The sequence below is a fragment of the Sphingobacterium sp. Mn56C genome, assembly GCF_049319645.1.
GTDB lineage: Bacteria > Bacteroidota > Bacteroidia > Sphingobacteriales > Sphingobacteriaceae > Sphingobacterium.
Genome location: NZ_JBMOUC010000003.1, coordinates 45,802 through 59,358 on the forward strand (window position 1 = coordinate 45,802; position 13,557 = coordinate 59,358).

12 protein-coding genes are annotated in these 13,557 nt (G+C 41.0%); 9 read left to right on the forward strand and 3 right to left on the reverse strand.

The genetic code is table 11. The annotated features are described in order from the left end of the window. The first annotated feature begins 96 nt into the window (after window positions 1–96). The 3 genes from ACL9RF_RS09885 (at window position 97) to ACL9RF_RS09895 (ending at window position 3,129) form a co-directional block, all read left to right on the forward strand. Window positions 97–1,317 (forward strand): OmpP1/FadL family transporter, encoded by a 1,221-nt coding sequence (locus ACL9RF_RS09885; RefSeq protein WP_422800462.1) that lies wholly within the window; start codon window positions 97–99, stop codon window positions 1,315–1,317. Between the two features lie 5 nt (window positions 1,318–1,322). Beyond that, on the forward strand, window positions 1,323–2,621 hold the full coding sequence (locus tag ACL9RF_RS09890) for an SGNH/GDSL hydrolase family protein (RefSeq protein WP_422800463.1): 1,299 nt from the start codon (window positions 1,323–1,325) through the stop codon (window positions 2,619–2,621). A gap of 91 nt (window positions 2,622–2,712) precedes the next feature. Next, window positions 2,713–3,129 (forward strand): OsmC family protein, encoded by a 417-nt coding sequence (locus ACL9RF_RS09895; RefSeq protein ID WP_422800464.1) that lies wholly within the window; start codon window positions 2,713–2,715, stop codon window positions 3,127–3,129. A 237-nt stretch (window positions 3,130–3,366) separates the two neighbouring features. Here ACL9RF_RS09895 and ACL9RF_RS09900 read toward each other — a convergent pair whose 3' ends face one another. Then, complete coding sequence (locus ACL9RF_RS09900; protein WP_422800465.1) at window positions 3,367–4,416, reverse strand: DUF2157 domain-containing protein; 1,050 nt, start codon at window positions 4,414–4,416, stop codon at window positions 3,367–3,369. A gap of 182 nt (window positions 4,417–4,598) precedes the next feature. Between ACL9RF_RS09900 and uvrA the strand changes: the two genes are divergently transcribed. After that, entirely contained in the window at window positions 4,599–7,439 is a 2,841-nt protein-coding gene (uvrA, locus tag ACL9RF_RS09905) for an excinuclease ABC subunit UvrA (RefSeq protein WP_422800466.1), read from the forward strand. 77 nt (window positions 7,440–7,516) lie between these two features. Here the strand turns inward: uvrA and ACL9RF_RS09910 are convergent, their stop codons facing one another. Both ACL9RF_RS09910 and ACL9RF_RS09915 read right to left on the reverse strand, forming a co-directional pair. Continuing rightward, on the reverse strand, window positions 7,517–8,650 hold the full coding sequence (locus tag ACL9RF_RS09910; protein WP_422800467.1) for a hypothetical protein: 1,134 nt from the start codon (window positions 8,648–8,650) through the stop codon (window positions 7,517–7,519). Window positions 8,651–8,667: 17 nt separating this feature from the next. Further along, window positions 8,668–9,342 (reverse strand): helix-turn-helix domain-containing protein, encoded by a 675-nt coding sequence (locus ACL9RF_RS09915; RefSeq protein ID WP_422800468.1) that lies wholly within the window; start codon window positions 9,340–9,342, stop codon window positions 8,668–8,670. 92 nt (window positions 9,343–9,434) lie between these two features. Here ACL9RF_RS09915 and ACL9RF_RS09920 point away from each other — a divergent pair, with 92 nt between their 5' ends. From ACL9RF_RS09920 to ACL9RF_RS09940, 5 genes are read left to right on the forward strand one after another with little or no spacing between them, the layout of a single operon-like run. After that, window positions 9,435–9,824: a molecular chaperone Tir gene (locus ACL9RF_RS09920; protein ID WP_422800469.1), complete on the forward strand. Its 390-nt coding sequence runs from the start codon at window positions 9,435–9,437 to the stop codon at window positions 9,822–9,824. A gap of 6 nt (window positions 9,825–9,830) precedes the next feature. Beyond that, entirely contained in the window at window positions 9,831–10,532 is a 702-nt protein-coding gene (locus ACL9RF_RS09925; protein ID WP_422800470.1) for a PspA/IM30 family protein, read from the forward strand. Then, window positions 10,529–10,714, forward strand: a complete 186-nt coding sequence (locus ACL9RF_RS09930) for a DUF4177 domain-containing protein (protein ID WP_422800471.1) — start codon at window positions 10,529–10,531, stop codon at window positions 10,712–10,714. Before ACL9RF_RS09925 ends, ACL9RF_RS09930 begins: the two co-directional genes overlap by 4 nt. 12 nt (window positions 10,715–10,726) lie before the next feature. After that, window positions 10,727–11,410 (forward strand): hypothetical protein, encoded by a 684-nt coding sequence (locus ACL9RF_RS09935; protein WP_422800472.1) that lies wholly within the window; start codon window positions 10,727–10,729, stop codon window positions 11,408–11,410. A gap of 16 nt (window positions 11,411–11,426) precedes the next feature. Next, window positions 11,427–13,544, forward strand: a complete 2,118-nt coding sequence (locus ACL9RF_RS09940) for a flotillin family protein (protein WP_422800473.1) — start codon at window positions 11,427–11,429, stop codon at window positions 13,542–13,544. Window positions 13,545–13,557 lie beyond the last annotated feature (13 nt).

Below are 13,557 nucleotides of genomic sequence, written 5' to 3' on the forward strand. Positions count from 1 at the left end.
TTAACACATCTTAATTATTAAAAAATTATTTTTTACGGAAAATAAATACTATGTTAGCATTGTAATTATACCATTATAAGCTAACCGAACAATTGTATGAAAAAGTTACTACTCACCCTCCTATCGGCAGCTCCACTATTGTTATGGGCTCAAGGATCCCAAGTTAACACACAAGGGCTAAAAGCAGTCGGCATGGCCGGCGCTGGTTCTGCATTATTTGTAGACGAATCCAGTATATTTTATAACCCTGGGGCATTGGTAAAGATGAAACATAATGCAATCTCCATTGGCGGTTCTGCGATTATGTACCGCTCCGCATTTCGAGAAATTAACGGCAGTGAACAGTATAACACGAAGTTTCAGGTCAGTCCGCCATTTTCAGTATTTGCAACATTCGGCCCCAAGGACACCTGGTGGAAAGCGGGTATTGGTATTTACACGCCCTTTGGTGGTGCAGTAGACTGGGGCACCAATTGGCCAGGAAAATTTGAGCTCAACCACCTAACCATGCGGGCGATATACATTCAACCTACTTTAAGTATAAAACTTACCGATAATTTCGGTATTGGTGGAGGTTTTGTCTATGCTATAGGGCCGGTGGACCTTTCCCGATCGCTCCCTGTATATTTCCAAGATGGTACGGCAGGTCGCGCAGAACTTAAAGGTACAGGTACCGCAACAGGTTACAATATTGGTGTACATTATAACTTAGAAAACGAATTTGCAATATCATTAAGCTACCGGTCCAAGGTGGTTCCGAAGCTAACCGACGGAAAAGCAACATTTACCGTGCCTGAGGCCTTAGCGGGCAGCTTCCCCAACACCACTTTTAGTGCCGAACTTCCTTTGCCATCGTCCTTAAATCTAGGTATTTCATTTCCGCTAAGCGAGAAAATAGATATCGCAGCAGATGCAACCTTTATCGGGTATGATATTTATAAGGAACTGGCATTCAAGTACGATGAAAACACACCTTTGCTACAAGACACCCATACGCCAAAGAATTATGACAATGCATTTTCTGGAAAATTGGGTATAAACTACAAACCAACGGATAAGTTTCATCTTAGAGCCGGTGCGGGGTATATTGTATCGCCTGTTAGAGGAGAATATGTGTCGCCAGAAACGCCAGACAACAACCGTTATATGCTTGCTGGAGGTTTTACGTATAACATATCCGAGAAATGGGATTTAACGGGCTCCTATGCCTTCCAACGTATTATGGAACGTACAGTAACGAGTGCTCCTACCGGACTAGCGGGTGCTTATAAGACCAATATTCACGCCCCTGGCATTTCTTTAACCTATAAATGGTAATCGTTATGAAAAATTTGAACATAAATACCAAACTATATATCGGACTTGCCGCCATGGCATTGGTGGTATCCTGTAAACCAGAATTTGACAGTTGGACAGCAGAGAAGTCGGCTACTGCAGACTTCAGCAAAGTCATCGCCGTAGGAAACTCACTTTCTGCTGGATATGCGGATGGTGGCCTTTATTTAGAAGGACAGCAAGCAGCCTTCCCCAATCTTATCGCCGATAAAATGAAGGGGGTTGGTGCGGGCGAATTTAAATCACCATGGTTTCCCAAAGCACAGGAAAATGGATCGGGTTATCTCCGGTTAAAGGCCCTGGTAAACGGTAGTCCGGTAACGGAATTTGTAACCGACAAAACAGCGTATACAGATGCCGAGAAAAATCATTTACTCAAAAATACCGACGATATTCAAAACCTGGGGGTACCGGGAATCCGTGTTGACCATTCGCAAGTACCTTTGGTAAGTGCGGCTAATATGTTCTTTGAGAGGTTACTACCGGATGCTGAGGTGGGCAAAAAAAGCTACCTGGATTTTGTATCCAATCGTAACCACACCTTTTTTACATGTTGGATTGGTGGCAACGATATCCTAGGTTTCGCGACCAACGGCGGGGTATTGAAGCTCGACGGCACAGCCACGCTCACTACCTTACCTGTCTTCCAGAAGATGTACGCTGATTTGGTAAACCGCCTTACAGAAAAAGGACAAAAAGGTATCTTAGGAACCATTCCTGATGTTACCAGTATTCCACATTTTACCACCGTGACACGGCAGGCGCTATTGGCGGCAGTAAATGCTAAAGTGCCAACCGCCGTTACGGATATTTATATCAACACAAAAGCGGGAGTCCGCCCTGCAACAGACCAGGATATGTTTGTTCTACCCTTCTTATCAGAAGGACTGCTGGGCGTTCCCAACAGCGAGGGCAGACCTTATGGTTTAGACCCTAGAAATGCCGTTGAAGATAGATTTGTACTCGATACGGAGGAAGCTAAATTGGTACAACAACGAACAGACGAATTTAATACATTTATCAAGTCTACCGCAGAAAGCAAAGGTTTAGCTTTGGCAGATATGTCTGCATTTTTACATAAAGTAAAATTTGGTTATAACTATAACGGCATCCCTATTAGTGCTAAATTTATATCGGGCAATGCCTTCTCCTTGGATGGTATTCACCTTACACCACTAGGAAATGCAATAACGGCTAATGTCTTTATTGAAGCTATCAATGCGAAATATGGCAGCCGCATCGAAAAAGTCGATGCCAGCAAATACAGAGGTGTAAAATTGCCGTAACTACCTGTTTGGTCTGTAGATGTACACCTAATCCTACAGACCAAACACTTATGACGTACGTATTACTTAAAACTTTTTTACATTTGCATATATGAAAATATCCCTATCCCGCGTAAATAAAGCTGTTCATTTTGAAGGTTCAAGTCAGCTGACTGATGTTAAAGTTAATATTGATGGTACTCCGGCAATTGGCGGAGAAGGTAAAGGTGTACGGCCGATGGAACTGGTGTTAATGGCATTGGGTTCGTGCAGTGTTTTAGATCTTATTTCCATCCTACAGAAACAACGTCAAGAAATTGTTGATATCCAGGTAGAAGTTGCTGGAAAAAGAAGAGAAGAGGTTCCTAATATTTTCACCAATATCCATATCGACTTCCTGTTAAAAGGAGATATCGATGAAGTTAAAGCCCAAAAAGCAGCCGAATTAGCCGTAAAAAAATACTGCTCTGTTCACGATATGCTTGCTGCTGGTGGTGTAGATATTACCTATAGCATCAAGATTAATTAAAATAAACGTGCTGAACTGGATCAGCCAAAAAGGTTCGTATATTCAATAAGGAGCTCGATATAGTGTCGAGCTCCTTTTTTTAAATTCCGTAATATATCTGTTTGCTGCTGCTGGTGTTGGCATGGTAAGCACAAATTATACTTATTAATAACGTTTAGGTTGTTTTTCATACCTATTTAGCGGAGCAACCTGCGTTAATCCCGAAAAGAGAAGAATTTATTTGTAACGTTTTTTACCTTAATCCTTATTTGTTTGTTTTTTCCATATTCTTTCCGACCATCTTCCAACCAACCAAAAGGATAGTGCTAAAATCAAGAAAAATAGGGTTCGATTTATACTATCCCATAAATATTCAACAAACCGTGTATATAAGTTCAATAAGAAAAACACAAAACCTATATCCCGTGCAGTGCTATTTTTCACTTTCAGACCATAAATCGTCAGTCCCAACGAAACCACAATGGCCAATAATCCCCAATGAAAAATCTCGATCTGCGGAATAACGGCCCATGATTCAAGCTCGCTATAATTGCCAAAGATGGAAAGACACCACAGTGCAATCATGGTATACAACAAACCGATCACAAAACTCGTCGATTGAAATGGCATCAACAACGTGACCCTGGGTTGCACCTCAGCGGCAGCAAGTGTTAGCAAGGCACCAAAAATTGTAAATCGCAGCGGAAAATTCATCCCCCAAAACTTCCAACCCCAATTGCTATGCATCGCTGTTTCCGTTGCAAACCATATACCCAAGGCAACGAGCATAAAAATCCATAGCAGTTTAGACCTTAGCTTAACTGCCAATATCGCGTATACCAAAACCGACATAAAGAATAATATGGAAAAATAATGGGTATTACGATCTATTACCTGCCCTAAAAAACCAATACTTGCCGCAGTAGCGCATGCTCCTGCCAGCATCAATGTTTCATTGGAAAAGGTCTTCTCCGGATATAAACCTTTTTGTCGGAAACCAAGAATAAAAAATAGAATGGCTACAGCTGCGAAGACTAAACAGAATACTATGTTTGGCGTCTGGTAAAAACGTTCAATAAAACTCACCAACATATCGTCGGCGAAAAGTGAAATAACAGAGAAAATTAAAGATGCCAAAGCCACCCAAAAAGCATATCTCGCCAATACTTTCCACTCAAAGCTACGCTCATCGATATTTTGCAGAAGCGCTGTAACCTTCTCCTCCGTAAGCATGCCCTGCTCCTGCCAATGCGAAAGCGCCTCTTCTACGACTTCTTTATCTTGTTTGCTAAGCTCAATTTTTTTCACAATTCATATTGGATTAATAGACAAAGTAAAAATTTTTTTTAAAAAATCAATAGATTATAAACTTTTTAACGTTATCCGTACGCAAAAAAACAGCCGCATTGCGGGAGCGCTACAGCCCATAAGCTACAGCTTATTAACTAAATATTTTTTAACTTTGCAAGTTGCAAAAAATTAATGTTCTAATGTCAAAGAAAAAAGCGGTAGATTTAGTAGATCAAAGTGCTGTAGAGGTATTTGGTGCTCGGGTGCATAACCTAAAAAACATAGATGTTTCTTTCCCAAGAAATGAGTTAGTGGTCATAACCGGCTTAAGTGGCTCGGGAAAATCATCGCTAGCATTTGACACCATCTATGCCGAGGGGCAGCGTCGATATATGGAAACATTCTCGGCTTACAGCCGCCAGTTTTTGGGAGGCTTGGAGCGCCCTGATGTCGATAAAATTGCAGGTTTAAGCCCTGTAATATCGATAGAACAAAAAACTACAAGCAAAAACCCGAGATCTACAGTAGGCACCATCACCGAGATTTATGACTTCCTGCGTCTACTATACGCGCGTGCCAGCGAGGCTTATTCCTTTGTAACAGGTAAAAGAATGCAACGTATGTCGGAAGATCAAATTGTAGACCGCATACTGGCCGACTTTAAGGAAGATTATATTTACATCCTCGCACCTATTGTAAAAGGGCGTAAGGGGCATTATAGAGAACTGTTTGAGCAAATCCGCAAGCAAGGGTATACGAAAGTAAGGGTAGATGGAGAAATTTTAGATCTTGAGCCTAAAATGCAGGTAGACCGATACAAGATTCACGATATCGAAACCGTAGTTGATCGTGTAAAAGTGACGGAAGAAGACCGTAAGCGCCTCTATACATCGGTATTACAAGCGATGAAAACTGCTAAAGGCATTATAAAAATCGCGAATAGAGACAACAGCAAGGAACAGTTTTTCAGCCGTTATCTTATGGATGCTGAATCTGGAATCTCCTACGATGAGCCACAGCCAAACACCTTTTCCTTTAATTCGCCCTATGGAGCATGCCCAAAGTGTGATGGCTTAGGTTATATTTTTGAAATCGATAAGAATACCGTAATACCAGATAGAAAATTAAGCATTCAAAAGGGAGGTATTGTACCATTGGGTGCACTTAAGGAATCGTGGAATGCTGCGGTACTAAAAGCTGTGGCCCATAAGTTTGAATTCAGCCTTACAACGCCGATTGAAAAACTGACCGAGGCGCAGGTTGATATTCTTCTTTTCGGTGCCGACGAACCGGTATCGCTTACCGTATCCTATGGCTCCTATGGAGCGCGAGAATATCGCGTTAGTTTTTCGGGGATATTTAAAATGTTGGAAGAACAAACTGGAAAACAAAATGAGGATGCCCCTGCCTTGGAAGACTTCCGCACCAAGGTTATCTGCCCTTCTTGTAAAGGTGCAAGGCTAAAGCAGGAGTCCTTACATTTCTTGGTGGATGGCAAAAATATTGCCGAACTGTCGGCAATGGACATCGCTTCGCTGAGCAGTTGGTTAGAAAATTTAGAATCGCGCTTAGACGAACGCCAAAAACTAATCGGCACAGAAATATTAAAAGAAATACGTACTCGTTTAGGGTTTCTGCTGGATGTAGGCCTAAATTACCTTACCCTAAACCGCTCGTCAAAAACCTTGTCGGGTGGTGAAGCTCAACGTATTCGTTTGGCGACACAAATTGGGTCGCAACTGGTTAATGTGTTATACATTCTCGACGAACCTAGCATCGGGCTGCATCAGCGTGATAATGAGCGCCTGATAAAATCACTGAAAAACCTGCGCGATATCGGCAATTCTGTACTGGTCGTAGAACACGATAAAGACATGATCTTAAATGCCGATTATGTAATCGATATGGGGCCAGCAGCCGGTGTGAATGGCGGTACAGTGGTCGCAGAAGGTACACCTAAGGATATTTTAAACGCAAAATCTCTAACTGCAGCTTACTTAAACGGGGAGAAAACTGTAGCAGTACCTGCTGCACGCAGAAAAGGTAATGGCCATACGCTGTCGCTAAAAGGTGCCAATGGCAATAATCTTAAAAATGTATCGGTTGATTTCCCTTTGGGCAAACTTATTCTGGTTACCGGGGTGTCCGGATCGGGTAAATCCAGTCTAATTACGGGTACCTTATACCCCATTCTAAACCAGCACTTTTTCAGGGCCAAAGCTACACCAATGCCCTATAAACGTATTGATGGTTTAAAAAATATCGATAAGGTTATCGAAATCGATCAGAGCCCTATTGGGCGAACACCACGGTCCAACCCGTCGACCTATACAGGTGTTTTCTCGGATATACGTACCTTATTTGTTCAGCTTCCCGAGGCGAAAATCAGAGGCTATAAACCGGGACAGTTCTCTTTTAATGTTAAAGGTGGGCGTTGTGAAACGTGCCAGGGTGCGGGAATGAAACTGATAGAAATGAACTTCCTACCCGACGTACAAGTACCGTGCGAAAGCTGTCATGGCAAAAGGTATACGCGGGAGACCTTGGAAGTACGCTACCGCGGTAAGTCGATTTCCGATGTTTTGAATATGAGCATCGACGAAGCGGTTGATTTCTTCGAGAATATACCTTCTATTTATCGCAAAATAAAAACCTTACAAGATGTTGGTTTAGGCTATATCACACTCGGACAGTCTTCAACTACGCTCTCTGGTGGAGAAGCTCAACGTGTGAAACTTGCTACCGAGCTTTCTAAAAAAGATACGGGAAATACTTTTTATATTTTAGACGAACCGACAACGGGTTTACATTTTGAGGATGTAAACGTTCTCCTTGGCGTTATAAACCGCCTCGTAGATCGCGGAAATACGGTGTTAATTATTGAACATAACCTGGATGTAGTGAAGGTTGCCGACTGGGTGATTGATATGGGGCCTGAAGGGGGAAACAATGGTGGACAGCTGATGTTTGCCGGAACACCGGAGGACCTTATTAAACAAAAAAACAGCGAAACAGCACGTTTCTTAAAATTGGAATTTTAACGGAATGCTTAGCGCTATACTAAAACGACTGTAGGTAGTTATGTTTATCGGGTATAGCGCTAATCGCAGTAGATCACTTATTTAAGAAGTGTAACTTTCATAAATTGTTTTGCGGAATCAATATGGCCATCTTCCGACCAGTATATTTTATTGTAAGCTACGGGTAGGTATATTGCACCATCTTTTGAAAAGAAAACATCCCCCCTTGTAACACTACCCATCCAATGTTTAAAAGAAAGAGATACTACCTTTGAAATTTTAGCCCCTTGGATACTGTATATTGCTACCTCTTCGGTCATTTCATAGGGGTCAGCGTGAAAAGATAACAGGTGTTTTCCGTCTGGAGACAATAGGGGGTAATCTTCAAGCTCTACCTGTGTTTTACCTGTATTTTTATCGATTAGCTTATAGTCGGACGACTCATAATAGTTGCCGGAAACCACATAACTTTCTAATGCAGGGATCTGCCCTATGTAACAATAATCTGCTCTTGTCTCTTCTGCTTCGGGCGGACTATCGTTAAAAATCAATTCCTTAGCCTTTGTTTTTAATACAAGTTTACCATCAACTTTAGGATGATCTACTGTATCTAACAAAAGAGCCTCATAGCGTTCGGCCTTTTTTACGCGGTAATCGTTTGCAGTAATAAGTGTTATATCTAAATATTCTGACAAGGGAAAGCCTTGCTCCTCATAACGCGACTTTCTACCCTCGGGTGTTACTGTTGTCACAATTTTAGCATCCTCTACATACAATTTCAACGCGCTTCTGCCACCAACAGCAGCCTTAGGAATAAATATTTTTCGGGATGCAGTAACGACACGAGGCTTGCCGTCATGCTCGCCAGCAAAGGGATAACGCTCTTTACTCCACACAGCAAGCCATTCCCCCAAATCTTCAATAACCTCAAAACTATCTCCGTAATGGGCTTTTTCCATCGTTTTGGCCTGCATTGATGGTGCTTGTTTTAGCGCAACTTCCGTTCTGCTAATAACATATTTCTCGGTAAATGGGGTATTACCGTCGCGGGTTACCACCGTTGTATCCAATACCTTTTGTTCTTCGAAAAGTGATCCCCTTGTAGAATCAATACCTGCACTACTGTGCTGTTGCTTTGCTCCAGAATTACAAGCCACTGCGAGCAGCATCGGCAGCATCGGTAGCATGGAGCGGAGGAGAGTAAAACCTTGATATCTGTTATTTTTTATCATACGATTGTACTCATCAATTAATAGACCAAATTATCTTTCCTTTCAAAGGAGCCATATAATTTCCAAAAACATTCGGCCTCTGGCAAATCAAATCTTACTTTTTTCCAGTCGTTTAAAACAAATTCAATCTTTTTTTCCGCTACCAGGTATTTGCCGAAAAAAAACTCCTCTCCATTTTGGTAAAAACCAAAATGTTGATCTAGGGTATGCAGAATATCTACCTGCACCTGTTCAAAAAATAAAATACTATTTTCCGGAAAAGGGAAAAAGTTGGGCCTAGCGATGTAGCTTACATTTTCTAAGGCTATTAACTTATGCTTCGTAAGGGTGGGTAAAAAAATCTGTGGAAACTGATCCATGGCTAACCAATTTACCTTTTCTTGCTGGAACAGCTCTCTACCTATAAAGGGAATTGCAGTAAGGGTGTTGCTATTCTTCGCCGGCTGATCTTCGAAAAAATGATCTTCAAAATTAAGAATTTCGTTTACCGTAAGTTGCTTTTCAAGCAGCTCGGCAACGGGTATGCTAAAATATTTTGCAATTTGCAAAACTACTTCAATACGAGGCTCAGCCCGAAATTCTTCATAGGAGGATATATTCCCTCTACTCAGGTTAAATAGGTCAGCAAATGCTTGTTGACTTAAACTCTTGACCTTTCTTAGCTTCTTTATATTAATCCCAATCTGACTCATATTAAAAAAATATAAAATTTATTTTGCAAAATATTTTTGCATTCATTATATTTATGCTAACATTATAAGCAAATATATAAATTTATTAGCCAATGCACTTTAATAAGGTAGAAAAATTTATAATTGACCTGGATTTTACCATTAAAAGTAAAAATGAAACGGAAGGTTTCTTCGTGGTAGAGAGTGAAACAGAGGGAATACGGAATTTAATAATTGGCGTTAGTCCGCCGGTATTGATATTTGAGCAGTACCTTTTTAGTCTTCAGGCTGATGACCTGAACATATTAAAGGCGCTATTAGTGAAAAACCGCGATATCATACATGGTGGCTTTGCACTAACAGAGGATGGCAAACGTGTAATATTTCGCTATACCGTACAGATTCATAATTTGGATCAAAACGAGTTTGATGCGGCTATCAATTCCCTCTCACTATTGCTTAATGAATACGCTCAACAGTTAATACAATTTTCTAAACAATAATATGTTATGAATATTTTTAAAAGACTTTTAAAGATTGGCCAGGCGGAGATTCATGCCTTGGTCGACAAGATGGAGGATCCTATACACCTTACCGAGCAAGGTATTAAGGATATGAAAAAACAATTACGGGAAACCGAGGAGGGCTATATACAGAGCCGTGCGCAGGTTATTCGAAATGAAAACCTTATACAATCAAAAAAAATAGAAGCCCAAGATTATGAAGATAAAGCGCGAATAGCATTGGAAAAAATACCAAAACAGGAGTTGGATATGGAGCAGGCTGAGCATTTGGCGATGGAGGCTTTGCGTCGGAAAAAAGATATCCTTGATGATTTGAAATTATTGAATGCAGAAACCGAAAAACATGCCCATACGGCTAAGGAAATTGCGGCATCTATAGATATATTAACGCGCAATATTTCCAAATGGGAAAAAGAATTGACAACTTTAAAAGCCAAAGAAAAAGTGAATTCAGCAGCTGAGTTTGCAAATAAGCAAATGGCAAATATAGCGAGTAACAGTACAATTGAGATGCTGGAAAAGCTAAAGGCTAAAGCAGCATCTGATGATGCTATGGGCGAGGCTTACCGGGAAGTTGCCCTTACGCAACGATTAGCCGATACTGACCCAATAAATTCTGAAGCACGTAACCAAAATACGAAACAAGAACTTGAACAATTAAAAAAGCAATTAGGACTAAAGCCATGAAAAAATTTGAATATAAAACTATAAAGATAAGACCTGGAGGCTTTTTCGGTAATATCTTAGACACAAAAAAAATAGACGCTGAGTTAAGCAGCCTCGGACAGCAGGGCTGGGAGCTGGTATCTGTTTATGTAATGCAGTATGCCAGACATACGGTATTCTATACATTTAAAAGACCTTATTAACGCGTTATTACCATGACAGAAATTATCCATATTCTTTTTAATCCGCTTCCGAATGCGATTATGACATTATTAACAGGACTATCGCTGTTGTACTGGTTGTTTAGCATGTTAATGGGCGATGGTTTTGACTTTGGCGACGTTAATGTGGATGCTAATTTCGACGGGGCTGATATTCAGGATTTGGATGCTGGTATGGACTTGGAGACAGACCAGCCTATGGAACCCTCATTTATAGGAAAAACAATGGATTATATTAATATGGGGAAGGCCCCCCTAATGGTCATTGTAACGCTTTTTAAATTTATAGGGTGGATCATTACGATAATTTCGTCTTTAACCTTTAACCTCGCCTCTTATGGGTGGAAATCGGTTTTTATCTTGATTCCTGTATTCCTGCTAACCTTTTTCCTGATGCATTATGTAACAATACCGCTGGTAAAACTGTATAAAAATGTAGGCTACAGTGGCGAAGAAAGACTTGATTTTTTAGGTCGCGTTGCTAAAATGCGTTCTACCATTCAGGATCAAAATATCGGTTCTGTAGAGCTTAAAATTAATTCGGATGTTATCCGATTGCCCGTTAAAAGTGTAGATGGGAAACCTTTAAAATATGGAGATGATGTCCGTATTGTAGATGAGCTGAAAACCGAACGCATCTACCTGGTAAAAAAAGATATTAACTTAAATAACCTGTAACAAACCATTAAATTATATGAACAATACCTTATTATTCGTGGATGGCATAACCGGAGTTGCCTTAATTGCAATTGGTGCTATCGTCTTTATTATATTCGCTTTTTTTGTAGTGCTCAGCATGTTCTACAAGAAGATTCCACAAGGAAAAGCCATCGTACGATCGGGCGTTGGGGGTACACATGTGGCCTTTAACCGCGGGATGTATGTTATTCCGGTATTCCATAAAATGGAAACCATGGATATTTCGGTAAAAAAACTGGAAATAAACCGGATGCAGGGTGATGGCCTTATCTGTAAAGATAATATTCGGGCAGATATAAAAGTTGCTTTTTTCGTACGTGTAAATAAATCCGTAGATGATGTGATCAACGTGGCGCAAAATTTAGGCTGTGAACGTGCTAGCGACCCTGAAACCTTAAAAAATATTTTTGAGGCTAAATTTTCGGAGGCCCTGAAGACAGTGGGTAAAAAGTTTGATTTCACCGAATTGTATGAGGCGCGTAGAGAATTTCGCGATGAGATATTAAATATTATCGGAACAGACTTAAATGGTTATATTTTGGACGATTGTGCCATTGACTATTTGGAACAGACATCGCTTAAATTCTTAAGCCCTGATAATATATTGGACTCGGAGGGGATTAAAAAAATCACAGAATTAACGGCTAAACAAAATATGAATGCCAATTTAATTCGTCGTGAAGAGGAGAAGGTTATCAAAAAACAAAATGTTGAGGCGCGTGAGGCTATCTTGGAATTGGATAGGCAATTGGCTGAAAAATCAGAGAAACAGCGCCGTGAAATTGAAAATATAAAATCGCGTGAAGAGGCGGAAATTGTTAAGGTACGGGAAGAGGAACGTCTAAAATCGGAAACTGTACGCATTGCCACCGAAGAACAGCTCGCTATACAGGAGGAAAATAAACTTCGCCAAATTATTATTGCGGAGAAAAATAAACTCCGTACCAACGCCGTAGAAACCGAAAGGGTTGAAAAAGATAGGGCCCTGGAAGCTACCGAAAGAGAGCGTATTGTAACTTTAGCACAGATCGACAAACAACGTTCGGTAGAAACAGAACAAAAAAGTATACAGACTGTCATTAAAGAGCGTGTGCAACTGGAGAAAGGTGTAATCGAAGAGCAACAGGCGGTAAAAGACCTGGAACTGTTCCGCGAGGTAGAACGTAAAAAACAAGCGGGGGTTATTGCTGCCTCTCAGGAGGCTGAGGAGCGCCTCATTGCGACGGTTAAAGCGGCTGAAGCATCCAAAATTGCTGCTGAACAGGAGGCCGAAAAGAAGGTTATCGATGCCGAGGCTGCACGCCAAATCGCCGAGAAGAAAGCGCAGGAGTTATTGATCGAGGCGGAAGCAAAAAAAGAAGCTTCAGCAAAAGAAGCCGAAGCACGCAAAATTATTGCTGAAGCTCAGGCTAAAGAAGAGGCTGCAATCGGGCTATCGGAGGCTGAGGTTATGGTTGCTAAAGCGGATGCAGAAGAAATACGGGGCACGAAAGAAGCTATTGTGATTGAAAGAAAGGCTGAAGCTGCACGTAAGGAAGGCCTGGCACAGGCAGAAATTATCCGTGAAAAAGCATTGGCCGAAGCGAAAGGTATTGAAGAAAAAGCTGCAGCAATGAAAGAGCTTGATGGCGTGGGTAAGGATCATGAAGAGTTTAAGCTGCAGTTGCAAAAAGAACGCGATATCGAGTTGGCACAGATACATGTGCAAAAAGATATCGCTCAGGCGCAATCAACGGTGCTTGGTGAGGCTTTGAAGACAGCAAAAATTGATATCGTAGGTGGCGAAACTTTGTTCTTTGAGAATATTGTTCGCCAGGTATCAAATGCTAAGGGGTTTGATAAGCTGATCAATCATTCGGAGCATGCTTTATCCATCAAAAATTCGTTGCTCGGCCCCGATGGCAATGGCGATATTGCGGAAAAAGTGCGTAACCTGGCCGATAAGTATGGTATTTCTACAAATGATATTAAAAACCTTACCGTTTCCGCAGCATTAATAAAGCTGCAGCAGGCAGCAAATAGGGAAGGAAATAACGAGGATACTGGATTTATCAACTCCTTGTTTGGAATAGCCAAAAACTTGGGCATCTCTAACAAGAAGATTGGGTACTAAAGGAATCATCAGC